General features: G+C 69.8%; 37 protein-coding genes. 2 read left to right on the plus strand and 35 right to left on the minus strand.

Going from position 1 to position 23,271, the window contains the following annotated elements; genetic code table 11:
- The 5 genes from FIF60_RS19105 to FIF60_RS19125 form a co-directional block, all read right to left on the minus strand.
- The coding region (locus FIF60_RS19105) for an AsmA family protein (RefSeq protein ID WP_144299887.1) at nt 1-1,573 on the minus strand (1,573 nt) is incomplete at its 3' end.
- Nucleotides 1,574-1,623: 50 nt separating this feature from the next.
- Entirely contained in the window at nt 1,624-2,613 is a 990-nt protein-coding gene (locus FIF60_RS19110) for an RluA family pseudouridine synthase (RefSeq protein WP_144299888.1), read from the minus strand.
- On the minus strand, nt 2,610-2,993 hold the full coding sequence (gene crcB, locus FIF60_RS19115; RefSeq protein WP_239451719.1) for a fluoride efflux transporter CrcB: 384 nt from the start codon (nt 2,991-2,993) through the stop codon (nt 2,610-2,612). The genes FIF60_RS19110 and crcB overlap by 4 nt, the downstream gene beginning before the upstream one ends.
- Nucleotides 2,990-4,327 (minus strand): replication-associated recombination protein A, encoded by a 1,338-nt coding sequence (locus FIF60_RS19120; RefSeq protein WP_239451720.1) that lies wholly within the window; start codon nt 4,325-4,327, stop codon nt 2,990-2,992. The genes crcB and FIF60_RS19120 overlap by 4 nt, the downstream gene beginning before the upstream one ends.
- Before the next feature lie 33 nt (nt 4,328-4,360).
- Nucleotides 4,361-5,164, minus strand: a complete 804-nt coding sequence (locus FIF60_RS19125) for an amidohydrolase family protein (protein ID WP_239451721.1) — start codon at nt 5,162-5,164, stop codon at nt 4,361-4,363.
- Between FIF60_RS19125 and FIF60_RS19130 the strand changes: the two genes are divergently transcribed.
- Entirely contained in the window at nt 5,163-6,131 is a 969-nt protein-coding gene (locus FIF60_RS19130) for a tripartite tricarboxylate transporter substrate binding protein (RefSeq protein WP_144299891.1), read from the plus strand. The two genes, FIF60_RS19125 and FIF60_RS19130, sit on opposite strands and share 2 nt — an antisense overlap.
- A gap of 26 nt (nt 6,132-6,157) precedes the next feature.
- A complete protein-coding gene (locus FIF60_RS19135; protein ID WP_144299892.1) occupies nt 6,158-7,123 on the plus strand; it encodes a Bug family tripartite tricarboxylate transporter substrate binding protein in 966 nt (321 codons plus the stop codon).
- A gap of 87 nt (nt 7,124-7,210) precedes the next feature.
- Here FIF60_RS19135 and FIF60_RS19140 read toward each other — a convergent pair whose 3' ends face one another.
- The 30 genes from FIF60_RS19140 to FIF60_RS19285 all read right to left on the minus strand — a co-directional run.
- On the minus strand, nt 7,211-8,050 hold the full coding sequence (locus FIF60_RS19140) for a hypothetical protein (protein WP_158639310.1): 840 nt from the start codon (nt 8,048-8,050) through the stop codon (nt 7,211-7,213).
- A complete protein-coding gene (locus FIF60_RS19145) occupies nt 7,990-8,640 on the minus strand; it encodes a class I SAM-dependent DNA methyltransferase (protein WP_144299894.1) in 651 nt (216 codons plus the stop codon). The genes FIF60_RS19140 and FIF60_RS19145 overlap by 61 nt, the downstream gene beginning before the upstream one ends.
- Before the next feature lie 67 nt (nt 8,641-8,707).
- Nucleotides 8,708-9,142: a 50S ribosomal protein L17 gene (rplQ, locus tag FIF60_RS19150; RefSeq protein ID WP_144299895.1), complete on the minus strand. Its 435-nt coding sequence runs from the start codon at nt 9,140-9,142 to the stop codon at nt 8,708-8,710.
- A gap of 39 nt (nt 9,143-9,181) precedes the next feature.
- Nucleotides 9,182-10,198 carry a DNA-directed RNA polymerase subunit alpha gene (locus FIF60_RS19155; protein WP_144299896.1) on the minus strand — a complete coding sequence of 339 codons (1,017 nt, stop codon included), beginning with the start codon at nt 10,196-10,198 and terminating at the stop codon, nt 9,182-9,184.
- Between the two features lie 138 nt (nt 10,199-10,336).
- A complete protein-coding gene (rpsK, locus tag FIF60_RS19160) occupies nt 10,337-10,726 on the minus strand; it encodes a 30S ribosomal protein S11 (RefSeq protein ID WP_144299897.1) in 390 nt (129 codons plus the stop codon).
- Between the two features lie 50 nt (nt 10,727-10,776).
- Nucleotides 10,777-11,154 (minus strand): 30S ribosomal protein S13, encoded by a 378-nt coding sequence (rpsM, locus tag FIF60_RS19165; protein ID WP_144299898.1) that lies wholly within the window; start codon nt 11,152-11,154, stop codon nt 10,777-10,779.
- A 263-nt stretch (nt 11,155-11,417) separates the two neighbouring features.
- Nucleotides 11,418-12,071 (minus strand): adenylate kinase, encoded by a 654-nt coding sequence (locus tag FIF60_RS19170; RefSeq protein WP_144299899.1) that lies wholly within the window; start codon nt 12,069-12,071, stop codon nt 11,418-11,420.
- Nucleotides 12,068-13,411: a preprotein translocase subunit SecY gene (gene secY / locus FIF60_RS19175; protein WP_144299900.1), complete on the minus strand. Its 1,344-nt coding sequence runs from the start codon at nt 13,409-13,411 to the stop codon at nt 12,068-12,070. The genes FIF60_RS19170 and secY overlap by 4 nt, the downstream gene beginning before the upstream one ends.
- 128 nt (nt 13,412-13,539) lie before the next feature.
- On the minus strand, nt 13,540-14,022 hold the full coding sequence (gene rplO, locus FIF60_RS19180) for a 50S ribosomal protein L15 (protein WP_144299901.1): 483 nt from the start codon (nt 14,020-14,022) through the stop codon (nt 13,540-13,542).
- A 52-nt stretch (nt 14,023-14,074) separates the two neighbouring features.
- Nucleotides 14,075-14,272, minus strand: coding sequence for a 50S ribosomal protein L30 (gene rpmD, locus FIF60_RS19185; RefSeq protein WP_204251257.1), 198 nt, complete (start codon nt 14,270-14,272; stop codon nt 14,075-14,077).
- Nucleotides 14,265-14,852 carry a 30S ribosomal protein S5 gene (gene rpsE / locus FIF60_RS19190; RefSeq protein WP_144299903.1) on the minus strand — a complete coding sequence of 196 codons (588 nt, stop codon included), beginning with the start codon at nt 14,850-14,852 and terminating at the stop codon, nt 14,265-14,267. The genes rpmD and rpsE overlap by 8 nt, the downstream gene beginning before the upstream one ends.
- 26 nt (nt 14,853-14,878) lie before the next feature.
- Entirely contained in the window at nt 14,879-15,241 is a 363-nt protein-coding gene (rplR, locus tag FIF60_RS19195) for a 50S ribosomal protein L18 (RefSeq protein WP_144299904.1), read from the minus strand.
- 2 nt (nt 15,242-15,243) lie between these two features.
- Nucleotides 15,244-15,777 (minus strand): 50S ribosomal protein L6, encoded by a 534-nt coding sequence (gene rplF / locus FIF60_RS19200; protein WP_144299905.1) that lies wholly within the window; start codon nt 15,775-15,777, stop codon nt 15,244-15,246.
- Between the two features lie 22 nt (nt 15,778-15,799).
- Nucleotides 15,800-16,198 carry a 30S ribosomal protein S8 gene (rpsH, locus tag FIF60_RS19205; RefSeq protein ID WP_144299906.1) on the minus strand — a complete coding sequence of 133 codons (399 nt, stop codon included), beginning with the start codon at nt 16,196-16,198 and terminating at the stop codon, nt 15,800-15,802.
- 24 nt (nt 16,199-16,222) lie between these two features.
- Nucleotides 16,223-16,528, minus strand: coding sequence for a 30S ribosomal protein S14 (gene rpsN, locus FIF60_RS19210; protein WP_144299907.1), 306 nt, complete (start codon nt 16,526-16,528; stop codon nt 16,223-16,225).
- Nucleotides 16,529-16,577: 49 nt separating this feature from the next.
- Nucleotides 16,578-17,138 carry a 50S ribosomal protein L5 gene (gene rplE, locus FIF60_RS19215; RefSeq protein WP_144299921.1) on the minus strand — a complete coding sequence of 187 codons (561 nt, stop codon included), beginning with the start codon at nt 17,136-17,138 and terminating at the stop codon, nt 16,578-16,580.
- A gap of 7 nt (nt 17,139-17,145) precedes the next feature.
- Nucleotides 17,146-17,466 (minus strand): 50S ribosomal protein L24, encoded by a 321-nt coding sequence (gene rplX, locus FIF60_RS19220; protein WP_144299908.1) that lies wholly within the window; start codon nt 17,464-17,466, stop codon nt 17,146-17,148.
- A gap of 3 nt (nt 17,467-17,469) precedes the next feature.
- Entirely contained in the window at nt 17,470-17,838 is a 369-nt protein-coding gene (rplN, locus tag FIF60_RS19225; RefSeq protein ID WP_144299909.1) for a 50S ribosomal protein L14, read from the minus strand.
- A 10-nt stretch (nt 17,839-17,848) separates the two neighbouring features.
- Nucleotides 17,849-18,148 carry a 30S ribosomal protein S17 gene (gene rpsQ, locus FIF60_RS19230; RefSeq protein ID WP_144299910.1) on the minus strand — a complete coding sequence of 100 codons (300 nt, stop codon included), beginning with the start codon at nt 18,146-18,148 and terminating at the stop codon, nt 17,849-17,851.
- 19 nt (nt 18,149-18,167) lie between these two features.
- The gene (rpmC, locus tag FIF60_RS19235) at nt 18,168-18,401 is read right to left on the minus strand and encodes a 50S ribosomal protein L29 (RefSeq protein WP_144299911.1); all 234 of its coding nucleotides are present in this window, start codon (nt 18,399-18,401) and stop codon (nt 18,168-18,170) included.
- A 3-nt stretch (nt 18,402-18,404) separates the two neighbouring features.
- The gene (rplP, locus tag FIF60_RS19240; protein ID WP_144299912.1) at nt 18,405-18,824 is read right to left on the minus strand and encodes a 50S ribosomal protein L16; all 420 of its coding nucleotides are present in this window, start codon (nt 18,822-18,824) and stop codon (nt 18,405-18,407) included.
- 50 nt (nt 18,825-18,874) lie between these two features.
- On the minus strand, nt 18,875-19,552 hold the full coding sequence (gene rpsC / locus FIF60_RS19245; RefSeq protein ID WP_144299913.1) for a 30S ribosomal protein S3: 678 nt from the start codon (nt 19,550-19,552) through the stop codon (nt 18,875-18,877).
- Nucleotide 19,553: 1 nt separating this feature from the next.
- Nucleotides 19,554-19,949 (minus strand): 50S ribosomal protein L22, encoded by a 396-nt coding sequence (rplV, locus tag FIF60_RS19250; protein ID WP_144299914.1) that lies wholly within the window; start codon nt 19,947-19,949, stop codon nt 19,554-19,556.
- Nucleotide 19,950: 1 nt separating this feature from the next.
- Nucleotides 19,951-20,229: a 30S ribosomal protein S19 gene (gene rpsS, locus FIF60_RS19255; protein ID WP_144299915.1), complete on the minus strand. Its 279-nt coding sequence runs from the start codon at nt 20,227-20,229 to the stop codon at nt 19,951-19,953.
- A 7-nt stretch (nt 20,230-20,236) separates the two neighbouring features.
- Nucleotides 20,237-21,070, minus strand: a complete 834-nt coding sequence (gene rplB / locus FIF60_RS19260) for a 50S ribosomal protein L2 (RefSeq protein WP_144299916.1) — start codon at nt 21,068-21,070, stop codon at nt 20,237-20,239.
- A 16-nt stretch (nt 21,071-21,086) separates the two neighbouring features.
- Nucleotides 21,087-21,383 carry a 50S ribosomal protein L23 gene (locus tag FIF60_RS19265; RefSeq protein ID WP_456305160.1) on the minus strand — a complete coding sequence of 99 codons (297 nt, stop codon included), beginning with the start codon at nt 21,381-21,383 and terminating at the stop codon, nt 21,087-21,089.
- A gap of 41 nt (nt 21,384-21,424) precedes the next feature.
- The gene (rplD, locus tag FIF60_RS19270) at nt 21,425-22,063 is read right to left on the minus strand and encodes a 50S ribosomal protein L4 (RefSeq protein ID WP_144299922.1); all 639 of its coding nucleotides are present in this window, start codon (nt 22,061-22,063) and stop codon (nt 21,425-21,427) included.
- A 25-nt stretch (nt 22,064-22,088) separates the two neighbouring features.
- Complete coding sequence (gene rplC / locus FIF60_RS19275) at nt 22,089-22,769, minus strand: 50S ribosomal protein L3 (protein ID WP_144299918.1); 681 nt, start codon at nt 22,767-22,769, stop codon at nt 22,089-22,091.
- A gap of 10 nt (nt 22,770-22,779) precedes the next feature.
- Nucleotides 22,780-23,088 (minus strand): 30S ribosomal protein S10, encoded by a 309-nt coding sequence (rpsJ, locus tag FIF60_RS19280; protein ID WP_144299919.1) that lies wholly within the window; start codon nt 23,086-23,088, stop codon nt 22,780-22,782.
- 77 nt (nt 23,089-23,165) lie between these two features.
- On the minus strand, nt 23,166-23,271 hold a 106-nt coding region (locus FIF60_RS19285), incomplete at its 5' end, for an EF-Tu C-terminal domain-related protein (protein ID WP_204251258.1).

Below are 23,271 nucleotides of genomic sequence, written 5' to 3' on the forward strand. Positions count from 1 at the left end.
GCGCCTGCCCCGCCGGCGCAGGGGCGGGTGCAGGGGGCGTGGCGCCGGCCGCCGGCGCAGTGCCTGCGGGCGCGCTGCCGCCGCCCATGGCACCCATCAGCTGGTCGAGGTCGAACCTGCTGGATCGCAGGTCGGCGGTCAGCTTCGGCCGGGCGCCGATCTCGAGCTCGGCATTGCCGGCGAGGTCGGAGGGCCCGAGCTTCAGCGCGATGTCGCGCAAGGCGCCGCCCGAGCCGCCAGGCCGGTCACGCGCCTGGGCCGAGAACGTCACGTCCTTGATCGCCGGCAGCGCGGCGCCGCCCGCGAGAGGCGACAGGGCGGCGAGGTCAGGCACCCGCGCGGCGATCGCGATGTCGATGCCCTCGGGCGTGCGCGGGCGCGCGATGCTTCCCTTCGCCGTCACCTCCGCATTCATCGCGGTGAGGCGGAGATCGACCGGCCAGGGCGCCGCCGCCGCGCCCGGCAGGAACGCCCCGAGCGGCCCGATCGTGCCTTCGCCACCGACGGGCGCGCCGTTCAGGCTGCCCGCACCGGAAAGTCGCACGGGGCTGCGCGTATCGGGCGCGGCGATCTCTGCCCGGGTGACGCGGAGCCCGGGCATGATGGCGTTGAGGTCGCTCTCGCCGAGCCTGAGCGAAAGCTGACGCACCTCGGGGATCGTGCCGCCGCGATCGGCAGCCTGCACGGCGAGCTCGAGGTTCCGCACGGGCGGTAGCTCGACATCCGGCAGGAACGGCTGCAGCCGCGCGAGGTCGGGCACCGTCGCCTGCACGGCGACGTCATAGCCGCGGCCGGTCTTCGGCTCGGTCACGGTGCCCTTGATGGTGGCGCGCGCGCCGGCGGCGGCGAGCGTCAGGTCGACCGGCCAGGGTGCCGTGCTGGCGTCGCCGAGCAGCCGCGCGAGCGGCCCGACGCTGCCCGACAGCGTGAACGGGTTGTCGTTCAGCGCAGCCTCGAGGTCGACCGAGAGCGGGCTCGTGCGGCTGTCCGCGGCAAGCGCGAGGCGCGGCACGGCGAGCGTCGTCGTCGCGCCCGTGCGGCCGTCGCGGTAGGTGACGCGCCCGTCGCTGATGGCGAGGTTGCGGATGCCGATCTCGCGTCCGGCTTGCTGCGGCTGCGCCTGGGGCTGCGCCGGGGCGGGCGCGCCTGGCTGTGGCGCCGGCTGTGCCGCCGCCTGCGGCGCCGCCACCTCCCAGTTGCCGCGGCCCTGCGCGTCGGTCTCGAGAAGGATGTTGGGGCGGATGAGGACGACGCGGTTGATCTCGACATTGCCCGAGATCAAGGGAAACACCGCGACCTCGACCTCGAGCGCCTCGAACCGGGCCATGTCCGGCCGGCTGCCCCATGGCGCGTTGGCGAAGGTGACGTCCTCGACCCGCAGCGCAGGCGTGAGCCCGAGCTTGAGCCCGATCGGCCCGTTCAGCGCGAGCTCCCGCCCCGTCCCGTCCTTCACGGCCTGGGCGATTCGCGGCTTGTAGGCGTTGGCGTCGAATGTCGCTGCGAATATGCCGATGCCGATGACCGGCAGCGCAACGACCACGCCGGCTGCGATGAGCACGGTGCGAAGGCGCATGCGTTCTCTCCCTCGTCGACGCGCAGATTAGCGCGTGGCGGCTCGGTCCGTCACGCCGGTCTGCTCCGCGCGGGCTTGCGGGGCTTCGGCGCGGTGAAGCCGAGCGCGTCGAAGCTTTCCTTCATATGGGGCGGAAGCTTCGCCTCGACAGCGAGCGTGCCCCCCGCGGGATGCGGGATCGTGATGCCGCGCGCGTGGAGGTGAAGCTGCTCGGGCAGCCCCTCCATCATCGCCGCGCCGCCGGCATACTTGGCATCGCCGAGGATCGGGCAGCCGATCGCCGCGCAGTGGACGCGAAGCTGGTGCGTCCGCCCCGTCAGCGGCTGCAGCTCGAGCCACGCGGCCTTCTTCCCCGCGAACTCCACCGTGCGGAAATCGGTGATCGCGTGCGCGGCATCCTGGTCGCTCTCCTCTGCCACCGTCACGCGCTCGCCGCGCAGGCCCGCGCGCTTGGCGAGCGCCGCATCGATCCGGCCCTCGAGCGGGTGCGGGCGGCCGACCACCACCGCCCAGTAGGTCTTGACCGCGGCGCGCGAGCGGAACGCCGACGCCAGCCGGCTCGCCGCGCCAGGCGTGCGGGCGAGAAGCAGCACGCCGGTCGTGTCGCGGTCGAGTCGGTGCACGAGGCGGGGGCGTTCGTCGGAACCGAAACGATACGCATCGAGAAGGGCATCGAGGCTCTTCGTGATTCCGGGCCCGCCCTGCACCGGCAGCCCGAAGGGCTTGTCGATCACGATCACGTGGTCGTCGCGGTAGAGGACGAGCGCGTGCAGGTCCTTCACCAGATGCGGGTCGATCTCAACCTCGTGCCTCGGCTTCGGCGTGGAACCAAGCTCGCCGAGAGGCGGCACGCGCACCGCCTGTCCCGGTGCGAGGCGCGTGCCGGCCTCCGCGCGCTTGCCGTCCACCCGCACCTGGCCGGTGCGCAGGAGCTTGGCGAGCGCGCCGTGGGCGAGGTTCGGGTAGTGGCGGCGGAACCAGCGGTCGAGCCTGATCTCGGCCTCGTCGTCGGTCACCGTCCGTGTCGTGACGCCGCTCATGCGAGCCCCCGCGCGAGAAGAATGCCACCGACGCAGGCGGCGATGGACAGCAGTACCGATGCCGCGACGTAAACGGCGGCGTGCCATGGTTCGGCGCGCCAGAGCATCACGGCATCGAGCGAGAAGGCGGAGAAGGTGGTGAACCCACCGAGGAAGCCTGTGACGAGAAGCGGCCGCCAGAATGGCGGGATCAGTTCGCGCGAGAACAGTTCCGCGAGCAGCCCGATCGCGAGGCTTCCCGCGACGTTGACCGCGAGCGTTCCCCAGGGATAGGCGAGCCCGAGCCCGACGGTGCCGAGCGCGACGAGGTAGCGGCACACGGCACCCGCCGCCCCGCCCGACGCGACGGCGCCGAGCACGAGAGGAGAGAGCGGGTTCACGCCCGCCGACCCTTCCTCAGCCTGTTCCATTCCGCGAGCCGCTCGGCGATCGCGGCCTCGCGGCCACGGTTCGTCGGATTGTAGAAGCGCTGCCGGTCCATCTCCTCGGGGAAGTAGTCCTGCCCCGAGAAGCCTTCGTCGGTGTCATGGTCATAGGCGTAGCCCGCGCCATAGCCGAGCGAACCCATCAGCTTCGTCGGCGCGTTCAGGATGTGCTTGGGCGGCATCAGGCTGCCGGTGTCGCGCGCGCTCCTCATCGCCGCGCCCAGCGCCTTGTAGAGCGCGTTCGATTTCGGCGCGGTGGCGAGATGCACCACCGCCTGCGCGATCGCGAGTTCGCCTTCGGGAGAGCCGAGGCGCTCATAGGTGTCCCAGGCGGCGACGGCGGTGAGCAGCGCGCCGGGGTCGGCCAGCCCGACATCCTCGGACGCGAAACGTACCACCCGGCGAATGATGTAGAGCGGGTCCTCGCCCCCTGCGAGCATGCGCGCGAGCCAGTAGAGCGCCGCGTCCGGGTCCGACCCGCGCATCGACTTGTGCAGCGCGGAGATGAGGTTGTAGTGCTCCTCGCGGTCCTTGTCGTAGAGCGCGGCGCGGCGCTCGAGCACGCGCGCGAGCCCGGCCGGGTCGAGCGTTTCGGTCTCGCGCGGCAGGGCGAGGAGCTGCTCGGCGAGATTGAGCAGGTAGCGCCCGTCGCCATCGGCCATCGCGGCAAGGACGGATCGCGCCTCGGGCAGCACGGGAAGCGCCCGCCCGGCATGCGCCTCGGCACGCGCGAGAAGCGCCTCGAGCGCCGCCTCGTCGAGCCGCTTCAGGACGAGGACGCGGCAGCGCGACAGAAGCGCGCCGTTCAGCTCGAAGGAGGGGTTCTCGGTGGTCGCACCCACCAGCACGACCGTTCCGTCCTCGACATAGGGAAGGAACCCGTCCTGCTGGGCGCGGTTGAAGCGATGGATCTCGTCCACGAAGAGGAGTGTCGCCTGGCCGGCGGCTAGGCGCTTCCGTGCCTCGTCGAACGCCCGCCGAAGATCGGCAACGCCCGAGAACACCGCCGAGAGCGAGACGAAGGCGAGCCCGGCGGCTTCGGCAAGAAGCCGCGCGATCGTGGTCTTGCCGACCCCCGGGGGGCCCCAGAGGATGATCGAGGACAGCGAGCCCTGGGCGAGCATCCGCGTGATCGCGCCGTCGGAGCCGACGAGATGATCCTGCCCCACCACCTCGGAGAGGGAGCGCGGGCGCAAGCGGTCGGCGAGCGGGCGCCGTCCGTCGTCGCGCCTTGGGGTTTCGGGAGCGGCCTCGCCGAAGAGATCGGCCGCTGTGTCGTCCTTCGCCATGCGGCGCAGCATAGCCCGGGCAGCGTTGCGGCGTCAGACGCGGTAGAAGGCGGCTGCATTGTCATGGAAGGCGGCGCGGGCACGGTCGGGGCCAAGGATGCGCGCGATCAGCGCGAGATCGGCCTCCTCGAAGGGCCGCTGCGCGCGTGTCGACGGCAGGTCGGTCGCGGCCATCAGTGCGCCCGGCGCGGCATCGGCGAGTCGCCCCAGCGCATGGGCGACATCGAGCGACACGCGGCCGAACCCCGTCGCCTTCACCTTCACGCCGGCACGCGCGAGCTCGACCGTCGCCGGCAGCCCGGCCTCGGTCATGCCGAGATGATCGAGCGCAAGCCCCGCGGGAAGCGCCGCGAGAGCATCCACATGGGCTCCGAGCGTGGCGGCATCGGCATAGAGCTCGGCATGCAGCCCGAACCCCGCCGCACGCCGCGCATGGGCCAGCATGGCGGGCAGGCCGAATGCGCCGCCGCGGAAGAGGTTGAACCGGATGCCCCGCACGCCTGCGGCGGCAAGCGCGGCGAAGTCCTCCTCCCCCTGCCCCGGATGCGCCTCGGCCACCACGACGAAGCGCGGCCCGAGCACGCGGGCGGCGGCGAGCAGCGGCGCAGGGTCGGTCCCCTGCGTCGAGGCGGCCACCACCGCGCCGCCGACGACGCCGAGCGAGGCCGTGCGCACGCGGTACTGCTCCGCCGTGAACGGCTCGGGCACGAAGCCCTGGTTCCCGGGAAGCGGGAAGACAGGCTCGAAGATGTGCAAGTGCGCGTCGAACAGCATCGCGGCCTTGTGCGCCTCCGGGTCGTTCCGCGTAAGCTTGCGCAAAGTCCGGAGGAACGCCATGACCCGCCTGACCCGGCGCGCCGCCGCCGCCGCGCTTGTCGTGCTTCCCGCCCTCGCCGCCCGCGCGCAGGCCTGGCCTGCGCGGCCGATCCGCATGGTCGTTCCGTACCCGCCGGGCGGCGGGGCGGACACCACCGCACGGCTTCTCTCCGAGCCGATGAGCGCGATGCTCGGCCAGCCCGTCATCGTCGAGAACCGCGGCGGGGCGGGCGGCTCGATCGGCGCGGCAGAGGTCGCCCGCGCCGCGCCTGACGGCTACACCCTGCTGCTCGACGCGGGCGCGCATGTCGTGAACCCGTTCGTGCTGAAGGGCCTCGCCTTCGACTATGCCCGCGCCTTCGCGCCGATCAGCCAGGTCACGGTGCTGCCGCAGATCCTTCTCGTGAAGGCGGCACTTCCGGCGAAGGACATCGCCGAGCTCGTCGCGCTCGCCAAGGCGCGGCCCGACAGCCTCACCTATGGCTCATCGGGCAACGCCACCTCCTCGCATCTCGCCGCGGCGCTGTTCGCGCAACGGGCCGGCATCAGCCTCGTGCACGTGCCCTATCGCGGCGGCGGCCCTGCGGTGCAGGACCTCGTGGCCGGCAACATCGACATGCACATGGGAACCGTCTCGTCCTCGCTCGCGCTCGCCCAGGCGGGTCGTATCCGCGCGCTGGGGGTGACGACGCGCGAGCGCATCGCCTCGCTTCCCGACGTGCCGACGATCGCGGAGAGTGGCTTCCCCGGCTACGAGCTGAACGAGTGGAACGGCCTCTACGCGCCCGCCGGCACGCCCGAGCCGGTGCTCGAGCGCATCCACGCCGCAGCGATGCATGCGCTGGCGCAGGCGCCCGTGCGCGCGCGGCTCGACAGCCTCGGCGCCATGGCCGTCGGCTCTTCCCGAGCCGAGTTCGCGACCTACGTGACGACGCTGCGCGAGCGCATGGAGAAGCTCGTCGCCGACGCCAGGATCACCGTCGACTGACACCCGGGACCAAGAGGGAGAGACCGATGACTATCCACCGCAGGGGCTTGCTCGGCGCCGCGCTCGCCATGCCGTTCGTCGCGACGGCCTCCGCCCAGACCTGGCCTGCACGCTCGATCCGCCTCGTCGTTCCCTTCGCGGCCGGCGGCGCTGCCGACAGCGCGGCAAGAACGGTGTTTCCGCGCGTGTCGGAAATCCTCGGGCAGACCATCGTGGTGGAGAACCGCACCGGCGCGGGCGGCTCGATCGGCGCGGCCGCCGTCGCCCAGGCCGCGGCCGACGGCTACACGTGGCTGTTCGATGCCTCCTCGCACATCGTCAACCCGAGCCTGCTGCGCAACCTGCCCTTCGACTATGCGAGCTTCGTCCCCGTGTCGCAGGTCGCGTCCTTCCCGCAGGTGATCGCGGTGAAGGATGCCTTCCCCGCGCGCAGCCTCGCCGAGCTGATCGAGGCGGCGAAGGCGCGGCCGGGCGAGCTCAGCTTCGGCACGCAGGGCAACGCGACCGCCGGCCACCTCGCGCTCGAGCTGTTCCAGAGCCAGGCGGGAATCAAACTCACCCACGTGCCCTACCGCGGCGGGGCCGATGCGGCGCGCGACCTCGCGGCAGGCACGGTCGATGGCGTGCTGATCACCGCACTTTCCGCCGGGCCGATCGTGCAGTCGGGCCGGGCGCGGATGCTCGCGGTGACGGTGACGGAGCGGCTCGCCAACTGGCCTGCGGTGCCGACGCTGAACGAGAGCGGCTTCCCGGGCTTCGACATGAGCGAATGGGTGGGCCTCGTCGCGCCCTCGGGAACGCCTGCGCCGATCGTGCAGCGCATGTACGGGGCGGTGGCGGAGGTGCTGAAGGAGCAGCCGGTGCGCGAGCGCCTGGCCCAGCTCGGCGCCGTTCCCGTTGGGACAGACCCGGAGGTGTTCGGCCGCTTCCTGCGCGAGGGCCGCGGGACGATGGCCCGCCTCGTGCGCGAAGCCGGAATCCAGGCGAACTAGCCGTTTCCACTCGGGTGGAAACGCCTCTCTCCAGTCCTTGCGAGCATCTTCACGCATCCGGCTGGTTCCAGCCGGATGCGATCTGCTCTAGCTCCGCCGGAACGACCGCACGGCGAGCGCGGCGACGAGCAGGGCGGCAACGGCGGCGGTGAGCCCCGTCGCGTTGCCGCCGTTGCGGGCAAGCACCGCGACGAGCGCCCATATGACGGCGAGCGGATAGGTCGCGAATGGCCCGAGGCGGGCGATCACGGCAAGCGCCGTCGCGGTCGCCGCCGCGACCATGCCGGCAGAGAGCGCGGAGGCCGGGTCGGACAGCGCGTCGGCGCCGGCCGCGCGCAAGGCGGTCGCGATGTTCACGAAGGCCGCGACCGACACCCACCCGGCGAGAAGCCCGAGCGGGGCGGCGAAGAGCCACGCACGGTCACGCCGGAGCGGCAGCGGATAGTCCGACACGCGCGCGAGCGCCGCGATGGCGAGCGCGGCATTGGCGGCAAGCACGATGGCGGTGAGCCAGGTCGGGGCGCCGGCCTGGTAGATCGCGGCCCAGAGCGCGTTGCCGGCCATCGCCCCGGCGAATGGCCAGCCGGCGCGGCGTGCGAGCGCATCGTCGGCGTTCTTCGGCAGCGCCTGCCACACCGCGTAAGCGATGCACCAGGCGAAGATGGGTCCCCAGATCGAGAAGGCATAGCCCGCGGGGGTAACGGGGATCGGCCCCTCGGCGTTGGCGCGCTCGCCGATCTGGACGCCCCAGCCGAAAATCGCTGGCAGCGAAGGGAGCGTCGCCTGGGCGAGCGCGGCGGCGACCGTCAGCCCCTGGCGGAGCCGGTCGCGCGCGGAAACGGGGTCAGGCAGCGCCATGCCGTGCATCAGGTCGAGATAGGCGCTGCGGCCCGGGTTGGCGAGTGCCCTTCCGCACGGACGAGCCATACCGTGTGGCCACCGCAGCCCGGGTCCTCAGCGACGTGGGCGAGCACGCGGAACCGGTTCGCTGCGAGAAGCCGCCGATAGGCGGGCGGCGCGAGGCTCGCGTGGAACATCGGCTCGCCCGCGAACTGGCCGATCGCCTCACCGTGGCGCGGGCCGGAGGAGAACAGCAACACCGCGCCCGGCGCGGCGTGGCGGCGGAGCCTCGGGATCATCCGCCGCTGATCCGCGACGCTGAGATGGAACAGGCTGTCCCAGGCGAGGATGCCGTCGAATCGCTCGCCGAGCGCGAGGCGTCGCATGTCGCGCCTGAGCCAGTGGTGCTGCGGCAGGCGCAGCCGAGCCAGCGCGAGCAGCGCGGGTGCCGTGTCGATGCCGGTGATGCGACAGCCCGCCTTGGCCAGGTGCCGCGCGATCGGCACGGCCCCGCCGCAGCCGATGTCGAGGATGCGCGCGCCCTCGGGGTTCCTCGGAAGCGCGCCAAGGAACCTCTCGATCCAGGCACGCTCGACGAAGCCCTCGCGGCGCAGCGTCTCCCACGCGAGGCCGTGGCGGCGATAGAGGCCGACGATGCGGGACGCGTGGTGCTGCATGGGGTGGCGGAATGAAAAGGGGCGGCCGTGAAGGCCGCCCCGCTCAGTCGATGCGGGCTGCGCCCGCTCAAGCCTGGGGCTGCTCGCCCTCTGCCTCGGCGGCGACCTCGGGCGTCGGGCCGCTATCGATGCCCTTGGCGTCGCGGTCACGCTCGATCAGCTCGATCACCGCCATCGCCGCCATGTCGCCATAGCGGTACCCGGCCTTCAGGACGCGGGTGTAGCCGCCGGGCCGGGCCTTGTAGCGGTCGGCAAGCGTGCCGAAGAGCTTGGCCACGATCACGTCGTCGCGCAGCTGCGCATAGGCCTGGCGCCGGGCGTGCAGGCCGCCACGCTTGCCGAGCGTGATCAGCTTCTCCGCCACGGGGCGGAGCGCCTTCGCCTTGGGCAGCGTCGTAGTGATCTGCTCGTGCTTGATCAACGCCACCGCGAGGTTGCGGAACATCGCCAGGCGATGGGTGCTTGTGACACCGAGCTTCTTGTTGCCCATACGGTGGCGCATGACGCGTTACCTTCTCTCTTCGATCCGATCGCGAGCCGCTCAGTACGGCTCTTCGAGTTTCTTGGCGAGGTCCTCGATGTTCTCGGGGGGCCAGCCGGGAATCGTCATCCCCAGGCCAAGCCCCATCGAGCCGAGCACTTCCTTGATCTCGTTCAGCGACTTGCGCCCGAAATTCGGGGTGCGCAGCATTTCCTGCTCGGTCTTCTGAACGAGGTCGCCGATGTAGACGATGTTGTCGTTCTTCAGACAGTTCGCCGAGCGGACGGAGAGCTCGAGCTCGTCGACCTTGCGCAGCAGGTTGCGGTTGAACGGCAGGTCGTCCTTGCGGTCCTCGGCGCTGACCTGGCGCGGCTCCTCGAAGTTGATGAAGAGCTGCAGCTGGTCCTGCAGGATGCGCGCGGCGAGGGCGACCGCATCCTCGGGCCCGACGGTTCCGTCTGTCTCGACCGTCAGCAGCAGGCGGTCATAGTTCGTGACCTGCCCGACGCGGGTCGGCTCGACGCGGTAGGCGACGCGGCGCACCGGCGAGTAGATCGCATCGACCGGGATGAGCCCGATCGGCGCATCCTCGGGCCGGTTCTCGGCCGCCGGCACGTAGCCCTTGCCCGACTGCACCGTGAACTCCATGCCGAGCTTCACGCCGTCGTCGAGCGTGCAGAGCACGAGGTCCGGGTTCAGGATCTCGATGTCGTGGCCGGTCGAGATCTGCCCCGCCGTCACCTCGCCCGGGCCGGTCGCCGTCAGCGACATGCGGCGGGGGCCGTCGCCGTGCATGCGAAGCGCGAGCTGCTTGATGTTCAGCACGATGTCGGTGACGTCCTCGCGGACGCCGGGGATGGAGCTGAATTCGTGCAGCACGCCGTCGATCTGCACGGCGGTGACGGCGGCGCCCTGCAGCGAGGAGAGCAGGATGCGGCGCAGCGCGTTGCCGAGCGTCATGCCGAAGCCGCGCTCGAGCGGCTCCGCCACCACGGTGGCGACGCGGCTGGGATCGTGCCCGCTCTCGACTTCGAGCTTCGAGGGGCGGATCAATGACTGCCAGTTCTTCTGGATCACGGGTTGGCCTTTCGCCCTACGTTCCAGGGGTCCATTCCGGGGAGGGAGGCGCCTCGCCCCCCTGCCGGTGCCGCGCCGGCGCGGACCCGCACGCCGGCACGCCGGCCGGCCACGTGGGGCCGGCCGCGCTGTCTCGTCTCAGACGCGCCGGCGCTTGCGCGGGCGGCAGCCGTTGTGCGGGATCGGCGTCACGTCTTTGATCGCGGTGATGTTGAAGCCCACCGACTGGAGCGCACGCAGCGCGCTCTCGCGGCCGGAACCGGGCCCGCTGACCTCGACCTCGAGAACCTCCATGCCGTGCTCGCGGGCCTTCTTGCCTGCATCCTCGGCCGCCATCTGCGCGGCATAGGGCGTCGACTTCCGGCTGCCCTTGAAGCCCATCATGCCGGCCGACGACCACGAGATCGCGTTGCCCTGGGCATCGGTGATCGTGATCATCGTGTTGTTGAACGACGCGTTCACGTGCGCCACGCCGGAGGTGATGTTCTTGCGCTCCTTCTTCTTCGGGCGCGCAGCGGGCTTGGCCATGGTCGGTTCGGTCCTTCGGGTCGAGGTGTTCGGTCAGCGGCGCGGAAGCGCTACTTCGTGACCTTCTTCTTGCCGGCGATGGGCACCGCCTTGCCCTTGCGGGTGCGGGCGTTGGTGTGGGTACGCTGGCCGCGGACGGGCAGGCCCTTGCGGTGGCGCAGGCCCCTGTAGCAGCCGAGATCCATCAGCCGCTTGATGTTCATCGCCACTTCGCGGCGCAGGTCGCCCTCCACCTTGTAGGTGCGGTCGATCAGCTCGCGGATGCGGAGGATTTCCTCGTCGGTCAGCTGGTTGACGCGGCGATCGTCGGGGATCGACAGCGCCTCGCAGATCTCCTCCGCCTTCTTCGGCCCGATGCCGTAGATGTAGCGGAGCGAGATGACCACGCGCTTGTTCGTGGGGATGTTCACACCGGCGATACGCGCCACGACGGGTCACTCCATGCTCAGCGGCCAAGGCGGCACCGATGCCGCACCGGCCAAACAGCCAATCGGTCCGCCCGATCGGGCGAACCCTCCAACCACCCCGGCCCGTTCCTGGGCCGAGGCCCAGGCGCTGCCGGAAAAGCAAGCGCAAACGGCGGCCTCCCCGAGGGGGGCCACCGAAGGCGCGGGACTATAGCGACGGTCCCGGCCCTGTCAACCACGCCGGAGCGGGAGCAACCCCCGCGCCGGAGACATTCCACCCAGGCTCAGCCCTTCCCATTCAGGACCGCCGCGATCGAGCGGCTCACGCTGTCCATGTCGGCCATGCCGTCGACCGTCTTCAGCCGCCCCTTCGCCGCGTAGTAGGGCAGGAGCGGCGCGGTCTGGCGGTGATAGGCGTCGAGCCGTGCGGAGACGGTCTCACGCCTGTCGTCGCTTCGGCGGACGAACTCGGTTCCGCCGCAGGCATCGCACACGCCCTCGACCTTCGGCTTCCTGAACTGGTCGTGATAGCCCGCACCGCAGCTCTTGCAGGTGAACCGCCCGGCGATGCGCTCGACCAGCGCCGCGTCGTCGACCTTCAGCTCGATCACCGCGTCGAGCTCGAGCCCGAGCGAGCCGAGCATGGTGTCGAGCGCCTCTGCCTGCGGCACGGTGCGGGGGAAGCCGTCGAGGATGAAGCCGTTGGCGCAGTCGGCCGCCTGCAGCCGGTTCGCCAGCATCGCGGTGATCATCGCGTCGGGCACGAGCTGGCCCGCTTCCATGATCGCCTTCGCCTCGCGCCCGATCGGGCTGCCGGAAGCGACCTCCGCGCGCAGCATGTCGCCAGTGGAGATCTGGGCGAGGCCGTGCTCGTCCTGGAGACGCTTGGCCTGCGTACCCTTTCCGGCCCCCGGGGGCCCGAGCAGGATGAGGTTCACCGCCGCGTACCCCTCAGCTTGGCTTTCTTGATCAGGCCCTCGTACTGGTGCGCGAGCAGGTGGCTCTGCACCTGCGCGACCGTGTCCATCGTCACGGTCACGATGATCAGGAGGGAGGTGCCGCCGAAGTAGAAGGGCACGCCGTAGCGGGCGATCAGGAACTCCGGCAGGAGGCAGATCACGACCAGGTAGAGGGCGCCGACGGTCGTCAGCCGCGTCAGCACGTAGTCGAAATACTCCGCCGTGTTCTGGCCCGGCCGGATGCCGGGGATGAAGCCGCCGTACTTCTTGAGGTTGTCGGCCGTTTCGTTCGGGTTGAACACGACGGCCGTGTAGAAGTAGGCGAAGAAGATGATCATCGCCGCATAGAGGATCATGTACAGCGGCTGGCCGTGCGCCAGAGCCGCCGTGATCGGCTGCAGCCACTCCGGCCCGCCATCGGCAGAGAAGCCGGCGATGGTCACGGGCAGGAGCAGGAGCGACGAGGCGAAGATCGGCGGGATCACGCCGGCGGTGTTCAGCTTCAGCGGCAGGTGCGTCGAGTCGCCGCCGAACATGCGGTTGCCGACCTGGCGCTTGGGGTACTGCACCACGATGCGCCGCTGCGCCCGCTCGATGAACACAACCGCGGCGATGACGGCCACCGCCATCACCAGCAGGAACAGGATCACGAAGGTGCTGATAGCGCCCGTCCGCCCGAGCTCGAGCGTTCCGGCGAGCGCGGAGGGGAGGTTGGCGACGATGCCCGCGAAGATGATCAGCGAGATGCCGTTGCCGACGCCGCGCGCCGTCACCTGCTCGCCGAGCCACATCAGGAACATCGTGCCGCCGACGAGGGTGACGACGGCGGAGAAGCGGAAGAACAGCCCCGGATCCATCACCGCGGGGCCGAGGCTGCCGCGCACGCTCTCGAGACCGACCGCGATGCCGTAGGCCTGGACCGTGGCGATCACCACGGTGAGGTAGCGCGTATACTGGTTGATCTTCTTCCGCCCGGCCTCGCCCTCCTTCTTCAGGGCCTCGAGCGTGGGCGAGGCGGCCGACATCAGCTGCATGATGATGCTGGCGGAGATGTACGGCATGATGTTCAGGGCGAACACGGTCATGCGCCCGAGCGCGCCGCCCGTGAACATGTCGAACATGCCGAGGATGCCGCCGCCATGGCTTCGGACGAGCTCGGCCATCACCCCGGCATCGATGCCCGGGACGGGAATGTAGGTGCCGATGCGATAGACGATGAGCGCGCCGAGGGTGAACCAGAGCCGCTTCTTGAGCTCCGTCGCCTTGGCGAAGACGCCGAAATTCAGGTTCGCTGCAAGCTGTTCCGCGGCCGAGGCCATGGGGTCCTTCCGCCTATCTGAGCGCTATGCCGCCGCGAGGGTGCGCGGCGGTGAGACCCTGCAATGGCAGGGCCGGAACAATCAAGCGGGCGCAGCAGGCGCCCATGCCGGTGCGCCGCGCCGTCCGTTCAGCCTTCCGCCGGCTCGGCGGCCTGTGGCACCGTGACCGATCCGCCAGCCTGCTCGATCGCGGCGATCGCCGCGGCCGAGGCGCCGGAAACTGAGATCTTCACCGCCTTGGTGATCGAGCCGACGCCGAGCAGGCGCACGCCCGCAACCTTGCCCTTGCGCACGAGGCCGGCCGCGCGCAGCGCCGCCTCGTCGATCGGCTGCGAGACGTCGAGCCTGCCGGCCTCGATCGCCGCCTCGAGGCGGGCGAGGTTCAGCGGCGAGTAGATCTTGCGGTTCAGCGGGTTGAAGCCACGCTTCGGCAGGCGGCGATAGATCGGCAGCTGGCCGCCCTCGAACCCGTTCAGCGCCACGCCCGTGCGCGCCTTCTGGCCCTTCACGCCGCGGCCGGAGGTCTTGCCCTTGCCGCTGCCGATGCCGCGGCCCACCTTCCGGAACTTCTTCCGCGCGCCTTCGTTGTCGCGCAGTTCGTTGAGCTTCATCGTCTCTCTCCTGCCCTCCGCCCTCACGGGCGGAAGCGCCTGGCCGCAGGCCTCAGCCCGCGACCTCTTCGACCTTCACGAGATGCGCCACCTTGCGGATCATTCCGCGCACCGCCGGGGTGTCCTCGAGCTCACGCGTGCGGTTGAGCTTGTTCAGCCCAAGCCCGATCAGCGTCTGCTTCTGGTCCTCGAGCCGGTTGATGCCGGACTTCACCTGCGTCACGCGGACGCGCTTGCCCACCTCAGGCATCTGCAGCCTCCTTGACCTCTGCCGGCGCATCGCGGCGGCCGAGGAGATCGCTGACCTTCTTGCCTCGACGTGCCGCGACGGCGCGCGGCGAGCTCATCGCCTTCAGGCCGGCGAAGGTCGCCTTCACCACGTTGTGGGCATTGTTGGTGCCGAGGCTCTTCGCCACGACGTCGCCCATGCCCATCGTCTCGAACACGGCGCGCATCGGGCCACCGGCGATGATGCCGGTACCAGCCGGAGCCGCGCGCAGGACCACGCGCCCGGCACCGAAATGCCCGACCACGTCGTGGTGCAGCGTCCGCCCCTCGCGCATCGGCACGCGGATCATCGTGCGCTTGGCCTGGTCGGTCGCCTTGCGGATCGCCTCCGGCACCTCGCGCGCCTTGCCGGCGCCGAGGCCGACGCGTCCCTTCTTGTCACCGACCACCACGAGGGCGGCGAAGGCGAAGCGACGACCACCCTTCACCACCTTCGCGACGCGGTTGATCGCGACCAGCTTGTCGACGAGCTCGTCGCCATCGCGGTCGCGCTCGCCGCCGCGCTCGCGGCCGCGGCCGCCTTCCCTCGGTTCACGTGCCATCGTGCCCTGCCCTTCGCGCCGCGCGCTCAGAAGTCCAGGCCGCCCTCACGGGCGGCATCAGCCAGCGCCTTGACGCGGCCGTGATAGAGATAGGCGCCCCGGTCGAACACGACCGCGGAAACGCCTGCCGCCTTCGCCCGCTCGGCCACCAGCTTGCCGACCGCCGAGGCGGCCGCCTTGTCGGCGCCCGTCTTCAGCGCCTCGGCGAGCGAGGGGTCCCGCGACGAGGCGGCGGCCAGCGTACGGCCCTCCGCATCGTCGATGACCTGGGCGTAGATGTGCTTGGAGGAACGGAACACGGACAGCCGCGGCCGCCCACCGCCCTTCTGCCGGAGCTGGAAGCGCAGACGCTCCTTGCGCCGGTCCTTGAGATCGAGCTTCGTCGCCATGGCTACTTCTTCTTCCCCTCCTTCCGGAGGATCGTTTCCGTCTCGTACTTGACGCCCTTGCCCTTGTAGGGCTCGGGGCCGCGGAAGCCGCGGATCTCGGCGGCCACCTGGCCGACGCGCTGCTTGTCGATGCCCTCGACCTTGATCGAGGTGGGCTTCTCGCAGGTGATCTTGATGCCCGCGGGAACCGGATAGCGCACCTCGTGGCTGAAGCCGAGGTTCAGCACCAGCTCCTTGCCCTGCACCGCGGCGCGGAACCCCGTGCCGTTGATCTCGAGCGACTTCGCATAGCCCTGGCTGACGCCCTTAACCATGCCAGCGACGAGGCTCCGCGTCGTGCCCCAGAGAGTACGGGCGCGGCGCTCGCCGGTCTTCGGCGCGAGCACGACCTTGTTGCCTTCGACGGAGGCGCTGACCTCCTCCGACAGCGGCAGCTTCAGCTCGCCGAGCTTGCCCTTCGCCGTCAGTACGCCGTTGACCACGGCCACCGACACGCCGGCGGGAAGCTCGACAGGATACTTGCCTACACGCGACATCGACTTTGCTCCTCCCGCGCGATCAGAACACGCGGCACAGGACCTCGCCGCCGACATTGGCGGCGCGGGCCTCGGCCTCGCTCATCACCCCGCGCGGGGTGGACAGGATGGAGATGCCGAGGCCGTTGTAGACGCGCGGCAGCTCCTTGATCTTCGAGTACACGCGGCGCCCCGGCGTCGAGACGCGGGTGATCTCCTTGATCACCGGCTCGCCCTCGGAATACTTGAGCTCGATCTCGAGCTCGCGCACGCCGGTGCGGATGTCCACCACCTTCCAGTGGCGGATGAAGCCCTCGCGCTTCAGCACGTCGCAGACATTGGCGTGCAGCTTGCTCGCCGGCGCACGCACGACGCTGCGGCGGCTGCGCTGCGCGTTGCGGATACGGGTGATCATGTCACCAAGCGGATCGGAAATCGCCATCGTCGCTGTTCCTGTCCCGCAGTTCTACCAGCTTGCCTTCACCATGCCGGGGATCTGCCCGGCAGAGGCGAGCTCGCGCAGCGCGATGCGGCACAGCTTGAACTTACGATAATTGCCCCGCGACCGGCCGGTGAGCTCGCAGCGGAGCCGCACGCGCACGGCGGCGCCGTTGCGCGGCATCTCGGCAAGCTTCAGCATCGCGGCGAAACGCTCCTCGGGAGAAGCGTCCTTCTGCTTCACAACCGCCTTGAGAACGGACCGCTTGCCCTGGTCGCGCTTGGCCATGCGCTCCCGCTTGCGGTTCCTCTCGACTGCAGACGTCTTGGCCATTCAGCACATCCTCCAGAACCTGCCGGCACGCGCCGGCGGTTTTCCGTGTTCAGTTCGTGAAAGGAACCGAGAAGGCCTTCAGCAGGGCCTTCGCTTCCTTGTCGGTCTTGGCCGAGGTGCAGATGACGATGTCCATGCCCCGCACCTTGTCGACCTTGTCGTAGTTGATCTCGGGGAACACGATCTGCTCCTTCAGCCCCATGGCGAAGTTGCCACGGCCGTCGAAGCCCTTGCCCGAGATGCCGCGGAAGTCGCGCACGCGCGGCAGAGCGATCGTGACCAGGCGGTCGAGGAACTCGTACATCCTCGCCTTGCGCAGCGTCACCTTCGCGCCGATCGGCATGCCCTCGCGGATCTTGAAGCCCGCGATCGCCTTCTTGGCCTTCGTCTTCACCGGCTTCTGGCCGGAGAGAAGCGTCAGCTCCGCGACGGCGGCGTCGAGCTTCTTCTGATCGGCCGCGGCCTCGCCGACGCCCATGTTGATGACGATCTTCTCGAGCTTCGGAACCGCGAAGCGGTTCTCGTAGCCGAACTCCTCCGTCAGCGCGGGACGCACCACGCTCTCGTAGTGCTCCTGCAGGCGCGGCTTCGCCTTCGCTTCCTCAGCCATCCGTTCCTCAGGCATCGATCACCTCACCCGACGCGCGGGCCACACGGACCTTCTTGCCGTCCTCGAGAACCTTGAAGCCGACACGCGTCGGCTTGTCCGACTTCGGGTCGACGAGCATGAGGTTCGACAGGTTCACCGCCGCCTCCTTCTCGATGATCCCGCCGGGGCTGCCCATTCCCTTCGGCTTCTGATGCCGCTTGGCGATGGCAACGCCCTGCACCACCGCGCGGTTCTCGGTCGGGATCACGCGCAGCACCTCGCCGCGCTTGCCCTTGTCGGCGCCCGAGATCACCTCGACCCGGTCGCCCTTCCTGATCTTGGCGGCCATGGCTCAGAGCACCTCCGGTGCGAGGCTGATGATCTTCATGAACTTCTTTCCGCGCAGCTCGCGCACCACCGGCCCGAAGATGCGCGTGCCGATGGGCTCCTGCTGCTTGTTGATCAGCACCGCCGCATTGCGGTCGAAGCGGATCGCCGAGCCGTCGCCGCGGCGCACGGGAAAGGCGGTGCGGACGATCACCGCATGGTGCACGTCGCCCTTCTTCACCTTGCCGCGGGGGATCGCCTCCTTGACGGAGACGACGATGACGTCGCCGACCGAAGCCGTGCGTCGCTTCGAGCCGCCGAGCACCTTGATGCACTGAACGCGGCGCGCACCGGAGTTGTCGGCAACCTCGAGATTGGATTCGACCTGGATCATCGGATGCTCCTCAGGCCCCAGGCTGCGCTGGCGATTGCTCGGCCGGCGCCGCGCCGATCGCGGGTGCGACACCCGCGCCGTTGCGCTCGATCACCTGCCAGGTCTTCCGCTTGGAGATCGGGCGGCACTCCTCGATGCGCACCACGTCGCCCTCCTTGCAGAGGTTCGCCTCGTCATGCGCGGCGTACATCTTCGAGCGCCGGATGAACTTCTTGTAGATCGGATGCATGACGCGACGCTCGACAAGCACCGTCACGGTCTTGTCCATCTTGTCGCTGATCACGCGGCCGGTCAGAACGCGCTTCGGCATCTTGCCCCGTCCCCTTCAGTCAGGCGCCCGCGGCGGCAGCGCCGCCGGCGGACTTGCCGCCCGCGCGCTTCTCAGCGCCGAGCAGCGTCTTGATCCGCGCGATGTCGCGCCGCACCGCACGGATGCGGTTCGTGCTCTCGAGCTGGCCCGTCGCCCTCTGGAAGCGCAGGTTGAACTGCTCCTTCCGGAGACCGAGCAGCATGTCCTTCAGCTCGTCGGGCGACTTGGCCCGAAGATCGGAAGCCTTCGTCATCGCTTACGCCTCCAGCCCGATGCGGGCGACGACCTTGGTGCGGATCGGCAGCTTCGCCGCCGCGAGCGCCAGCGCCTCGCGCGCGATCTCGCCCGACACGCCGTCGAGCTCGAACATGATCCGGCCCGGCTTCACCCGCGCCACCCAGAACTCCGGGCTGCCCTTGCCCGAGCCCATGCGCACCTCGGCCGGCTTCTTCGACACCGGCACGTCCGGGAAGATCCGGATCCACACGCGGCCCTGGCGCTTCATCTGGCGGGTCAGCGCGCGGCGGGCGGCCTCGATCTGACGCGCGGTGATGCGCTCAGGCTCCAGCGCCTTCAGCCCGTAGCTGCCGAAGTTCAGCTGTGTCCCGCCCTTGGCCTCGCCGTGGATCCGGCCCTTGTGGGCCTTGCGCCACTTCGTCTTCTTCGGCTGCAGCATGTCTCTCGCTCCGGGAGGCCGTTGCCGGCCTCCCCCTTCCCTTCACCTGATCAGCGCTGCGGCGCCTGCTCGGCCGCGCGCTTGTCCACGGCCAACGGGTCGTGGGCCATGATCTCGCCCTTGAACACCCACACCTTCACGCCACAGGTGCCGTAGGTCGTCTTCGCCGTGGCCGTGCCGAAATCGATGTCGGCCCGCAGCGTGTGCAGCGGCACCCGGCCCTCGCGATACCACTCGACACGCGCGATCTCAGCCCCGCCGAGGCGCCCTGCGCAGTTGATGCGGATGCCCTGCGCGCCAAGCCGCATGGCCGACTGAACGGCACGCTTCATGGCGCGGCGGAAGCTCACGCGCCGCTCGAGCTGCTGGGCGATGTTCTCGGCCACCAGCACCGCCTCGATCTCCGGCTTGCGAATCTCGACGATGTTGAGGTGGACCTCGGATCCGGTCAGCTTCGCCAGCTCGCTGCGCAGCTTCTCGATGTCCTGGCCCTTCTTGCCGATGATCACGCCAGGCCGCGCGGCATAGATCGTCACGCGCGCCTTCTTGGCGGGACGCTCGACGACGACGCGCGCCACGCCGGCTTGGCTGAGCTTCTCGCGCAGCACCTTGCGCAGCTTGAGGTCCTCATGCAGCAGCGCTGCGTAGCTCTTGTCCGCGAACCAGCGGCTGTCCCAGGTGCGGTTGACGCCAAGCCGCATCCCGATGGGATTGACCTTCTGCCCCATCTCAGCGGGCCCCCTGCTCTGCGCCTTGCGGCCGTTCACGCACGACGATGGTGATGTGGCTGAACCACTTCTCGACACGGGCCGCACGCCCGCGACCACGCGCTTGGAAACGCTTCATGACCACGCTGCGCCCGACCGTCGCCTCGCGCACGACGAGACGGTCCACGTCGAGGCTGTGGTTGTTCTCGGCATTGGCGATCGCGCTGTCGAGCACCTTGCGCACCTGCTTGGCGATGCGACGCTTCGAGAAGGTGAGCGCCGCGCGCGCCTGCGCTGCCGGAAGACCGCGGATCATCTCCGCGACCAGGTTCAGCTTGCGCGGGCTGACGCGGATGTTGCGTGCGATCGCCTGCGCCTCGGTGTCGGGGAGCCTGCGCGGGTGTGCCTGCTTGCCCATCTCAGCCCCGCTTCGCCTTCTTGTCGGCCGCGTGCGACGTGAACGTGCGCGTCGGCGCGAACTCGCCAAGCTTGTGGCCGACCATGTTCTCGTTCACCTGCACCGGGATGAACTTGTGCCCATTGTAGACGCCGAAGGTCAGGCCGACGAACTGCGGCAGGATCGTCGAGCGGCGAGACCACGTCTTGATGATCTCGTTGCGGCCGGAGCCACGTGCGGCCTCGGCCTTGGTGAGGAGGTAGCCGTCAACGAACGGCCCCTTCCAGACGCTGCGGGTCATGGCGTGCTCAGCCCTTCGTCGCGTTGCGCCGGCGGATGATGAGCCGGTCGGTCTGCTTGTTGTGACGCGTCTTGGCGCCCTTGGTCGGCTTGCCCCACGGCGTGACCGGGTGGCGGCCGCCCGAGGTGCGGCCCTCGCCGCCGCCGTGCGGGTGGTCGATCGGGTTCATCGCGACGCCGCGGTTGTGCGGGCGGCGGCCGAGCCAGCGCTGGCGGCCGGCCTTGCCGATCTGGACGTTGCTGTTGTCCGGGTTCGACACCGCACCGACCGTCGCCATGCATTCGCCGCGCACCACGCGAAGCTCGCCCGAGGACAGCTTGATCTGGGCGTAGCCGGCATCCTTGCCGACGAGCTGGGCATAGGTGCCGGCCGCGCGTGCGAGCTTGCCGCCCGCGCCGGGCTTCATCTCGATGTTGTGGATGATCGTGCCCACCGGGATCGCCGCCATCGGCATCGCGTTGCCCGGCTTGATGTCCGCGCGCTGACCCGACACCACCGTGTCGCCGGCGCGAAGCCGCTGCGGCGCGAGGATGTAGGCGAGCTCGCCATCGGCGTACTTCAGCAGCGCGATCCAGGCCGTGCGGTTCGGATCATACTCGAGCCGCTCGACGGTCGCCGCGACGTCGAACTTGCGCCGCTTGAAGTCGACGACCCGGTAGCTCTGCTTGTGGCCGCCGCCGCGGAACCGCACCGTCGTGCGGCCGTGGTTGTTGCGTCCGCCCGAGCTCGACTTGCCGACGGTCAGGCCCTTCACGGGCTTGCCCTTCCAGAGCTCGGAGCGATCGACCAGCACCGTGCCGCGAAGGCTCGGCGTGACCGGCTTGAATGTCTTGAGCGCCATCGTTCCCGCTCCTGCCTCAGGCCAGGCCGGTCGTCAGGTCGATGGAGAAGCCGGGTGCGAGCCGCACCATCGCCTTCTTCACGTCCGAACGCTGGCCGGGACGGCCCTTGAACCGCTTCGTCTTGCCCTTGGCGACCAGCGTGTTCACGGCGGCGACCTTCACCCCGAACAGGCCCTCGACGGCCTGCTTGATCTCGGGCTTGGACGCGCCGACCGGCACGCGGAACACCACCTGGTTGGCGGCCGACATCGCGGTCGCCTTCTCGGTGATCACCGGGCTGCGGATGATCTCATACATCCTCTCGCGCGAGATCGGGGCGAGCCGCCCCGCCGCGCGCTGCTGCGACTGCGCACTCATGCCCGCTTCTCCTCAACACCGAGCCGTGCGGCCAGCGTCTCGAGCGCCGCCCGCGTCACCGCGAGCACGTCGTGGCGCAGGATGTCGTACACGTTGGCGCCGATCGTCGGCAGGACGTCGAGGCCGGGGATGTTCCGTGCCGCGCGCAGGAACCGCGCATCGACCTCCGCGCCGTCGATCACCAGCGCAGAGGACCAGCCGAGCGCGGCAACCTGCTTCTTCAGCGCTGCCGTCTTGCCGTCCTCGCTGGCTGCCGCCTCGAGCACCACGAGCTTGCCCTCGGCCTTCTTCTGCGACAGCGCAGAGATCAACCCGAGCCGGCGCACCTTCTTCGGCAGGTCGTAGCCATGGTCACGAACGACCGGGCCATGCACCACGCCGCCGGTGCGGAACTGCGGAGAGCGCAGCGAGCCCTGGCGGGCCCGGCCGGTGCCCTTCTGCTTGTAGGGCTTCTTGGTGGTGCCGGAGACCTCGCCCATGCCCTTCACCTTGTGGGTGCCGGCACGGCGCTTGGCGAGTTGCCAGTGCACCACGCGCGCCATGATGTCGGCGCGCGGCGCGGCACCGAACAGCGCCTCGGGAAGGTTGATCTCGCCGGCCTTCTGGTTGGCGAGCGTGATCACGTCCTGCTTCATCGTCGCGTTCTCGTTCTCAGGCATCTCAGGCTCCCGCCTTCGTTGCCGCGGGGAACGGCGCCTCGGCCGGGCGCGCGGCCTTCACGGCGTCGCGCACCAGAACGTAGGCCCCCTTCGCGCCCGGAACCGCGCCCTTCAGCATCAGGAGGTTCCGCTCGGCATCGATTCCGGCAACCTCGAGATTCTGCGTGGTGACCTGCTCGACGCCGAGATGGCCGGCCATCTTCTTGTTCTTGAAGGTCTTGCCCGGATCCTGTCGGTTGCCGGTCGAGCCGTGCGAACGGTGGCTGACCGACACGCCGTGCGTCGCCTCGAGGCCGCGGAAATTCCAGCGCTTCATCGCGCCCGCGAACCCCTTGCCCTTCGTCGTGCCGGTCACGTCGACCTTCTGGCCCTTGACGAAGTGCTCGGCGCTCAGCGTCGCGCCGATCTCGGGAAGCGCGTCCGCCGCGGCGCGGAACTCCACCACCTTCGCCTTCGGCTCGACCTTCGCCTTGGCGAAGTGCCCGCGCTCGGCCTTGCCGACATTCTTCGGCTTGGCACGCCCGATGCCGAGCTGGACGGCGGTGTAGCCGTCCTTCTCCGCCGTGCGGTGCGCGACCACCCGCACGTCATCCATCACCAGCACCGTGACGGGAACATGCGTCCCGTCCTCGGTGAACAGCCGGGTCATGCCCAGCTTGCGTGCGATCACACCCGTGCGCATCGCCCCGCCCTCAGAGCTTGATCTCGACGTCGACGCCGGCGGCGAGGTCGAGCTTCATCAGCGCATCGACCGTCTGCGGCGTCGGGTCGACGATGTCGAGCAGCCGACGATGGGTGCGGATCTCGAACTGCTCGCGCGACTTCTTGTCGACATGCGGCGAGCGGTTGACCGTGAACCGCTCGATCCGCGTCGGCAGGGGGATCGGGCCCCGCACCTGCGCACCCGTCCTCTTCGCGGTGTTGACGATCTCCCGCGTGCTGTTGTCCAGCACGCGGTGATCATACGCCTTCAGGCGGATGCGGATATTCTGGTTGTCCATCCTCTTTCCGCGTGGAGGAGCGCCCCGGCCCGGGGCGCTCGCGCGCGGCCTTCCTTCTCGCGTGTCTTACGCCAGTCTCACTGAACGATCTTCGTCACCACGCCGGCGCCGACGGTGCGTCCGCCCTCGCGGATGGCGAAGCGGAGCCCCTCGTCCATCGCGATCGGCGCGATCAGCGCAACC

The organism is Elioraea rosea, from assembly GCF_007644105.1.
Classification (GTDB): Bacteria; Pseudomonadota; Alphaproteobacteria; order Acetobacterales; family Acetobacteraceae; genus Elioraea_A; species Elioraea_A rosea.

Excerpts from the sequence above, each read along its gene's own strand:
- rpsQ (WP_144299910.1), bottom strand. The coding sequence starts at position 18,148 with ATGCCGAAGCGCGTTCTGACCGGCCGCGTGATCAGCGACAAGATGGAC.
- rplQ (WP_144299895.1), bottom strand. The coding sequence starts at position 9,142 with ATGCGCCACCGTATGGGCAACAAGAAGCTCGGTGTCACAAGCACCCAT.
- FIF60_RS19130 (WP_144299891.1), top strand. The coding sequence starts at position 5,163 with ATGACCCGCCTGACCCGGCGCGCCGCCGCCGCCGCGCTTGTCGTGCTT.
- FIF60_RS19140 (WP_158639310.1), bottom strand. The coding sequence starts at position 8,050 with ATGGCTCGTCCGTGCGGAAGGGCACTCGCCAACCCGGGCCGCAGCGCC.
- rplO (WP_144299901.1), bottom strand. The coding sequence starts at position 14,022 with ATGAAGCTCAACGAACTGCGCGACAACGAAGGCGCGCGGAAGAAGTTC.
- FIF60_RS19145 (WP_144299894.1), bottom strand. The coding sequence starts at position 8,640 with ATGCAGCACCACGCGTCCCGCATCGTCGGCCTCTATCGCCGCCACGGC.
- rplB (WP_144299916.1), bottom strand. The coding sequence starts at position 21,070 with ATGGCGCTCAAGACATTCAAGCCGGTCACGCCGAGCCTTCGCGGCACG.
- rplX (WP_144299908.1), bottom strand. The coding sequence starts at position 17,466 with ATGGCCGCCAAGATCAGGAAGGGCGACCGGGTCGAGGTGATCTCGGGC.
- rpmC (WP_144299911.1), bottom strand. The coding sequence starts at position 18,401 with ATGACGAAGGCTTCCGATCTTCGGGCCAAGTCGCCCGACGAGCTGAAG.
- rpsN (WP_144299907.1), bottom strand. The coding sequence starts at position 16,528 with ATGGCCAAGACGTCTGCAGTCGAGAGGAACCGCAAGCGGGAGCGCATG.
- FIF60_RS19125 (WP_239451721.1), bottom strand. The coding sequence starts at position 5,164 with ATGGCGTTCCTCCGGACTTTGCGCAAGCTTACGCGGAACGACCCGGAG.
- rplN (WP_144299909.1), bottom strand. The coding sequence starts at position 17,838 with ATGATCCAGGTCGAATCCAATCTCGAGGTTGCCGACAACTCCGGTGCG.
- rplD (WP_144299922.1), bottom strand. The coding sequence starts at position 22,063 with ATGAAGCAGGACGTGATCACGCTCGCCAACCAGAAGGCCGGCGAGATC.
- FIF60_RS19135 (WP_144299892.1), top strand. The coding sequence starts at position 6,158 with ATGACTATCCACCGCAGGGGCTTGCTCGGCGCCGCGCTCGCCATGCCG.
- rplP (WP_144299912.1), bottom strand. The coding sequence starts at position 18,824 with ATGCTGCAGCCGAAGAAGACGAAGTGGCGCAAGGCCCACAAGGGCCGG.
- secY (WP_144299900.1), bottom strand. The coding sequence starts at position 13,411 with ATGGCCTCGGCCGCGGAACAGCTTGCAGCGAACCTGAATTTCGGCGTC.
- rpsE (WP_144299903.1), bottom strand. The coding sequence starts at position 14,852 with ATGGCACGTGAACCGAGGGAAGGCGGCCGCGGCCGCGAGCGCGGCGGC.
- FIF60_RS19110 (WP_144299888.1), bottom strand. The coding sequence starts at position 2,613 with ATGAGCGGCGTCACGACACGGACGGTGACCGACGACGAGGCCGAGATC.
- rpsC (WP_144299913.1), bottom strand. The coding sequence starts at position 19,552 with ATGGGGCAGAAGGTCAATCCCATCGGGATGCGGCTTGGCGTCAACCGC.
- rplE (WP_144299921.1), bottom strand. The coding sequence starts at position 17,138 with ATGGCTGAGGAAGCGAAGGCGAAGCCGCGCCTGCAGGAGCACTACGAG.
- rplF (WP_144299905.1), bottom strand. The coding sequence starts at position 15,777 with ATGTCGCGTGTAGGCAAGTATCCTGTCGAGCTTCCCGCCGGCGTGTCG.
- rpmD (WP_204251257.1), bottom strand. The coding sequence starts at position 14,272 with ATGCCTGAGGTGGGCAAGCGCGTCCGCGTGACGCAGGTGAAGTCCGGC.
- rpsJ (WP_144299919.1), bottom strand. The coding sequence starts at position 23,088 with ATGGACAACCAGAATATCCGCATCCGCCTGAAGGCGTATGATCACCGC.
- rpsH (WP_144299906.1), bottom strand. The coding sequence starts at position 16,198 with ATGGCGATTTCCGATCCGCTTGGTGACATGATCACCCGTATCCGCAAC.
- rpsS (WP_144299915.1), bottom strand. The coding sequence starts at position 20,229 with ATGACCCGCAGCGTCTGGAAGGGGCCGTTCGTTGACGGCTACCTCCTC.
- rplC (WP_144299918.1), bottom strand. The coding sequence starts at position 22,769 with ATGCGCACGGGTGTGATCGCACGCAAGCTGGGCATGACCCGGCTGTTC.
- rplR (WP_144299904.1), bottom strand. The coding sequence starts at position 15,241 with ATGGCGACGAAGCTCGATCTCAAGGACCGGCGCAAGGAGCGTCTGCGC.
- rplV (WP_144299914.1), bottom strand. The coding sequence starts at position 19,949 with ATGGGCAAGCAGGCACACCCGCGCAGGCTCCCCGACACCGAGGCGCAG.
- rpsK (WP_144299897.1), bottom strand. The coding sequence starts at position 10,726 with ATGGCCAAGCCCGCTGCGCGCCCGAAGAAGAAGGAGCGCAAGAACATC.
- FIF60_RS19120 (WP_239451720.1), bottom strand. The coding sequence starts at position 4,327 with ATGGCGAAGGACGACACAGCGGCCGATCTCTTCGGCGAGGCCGCTCCC.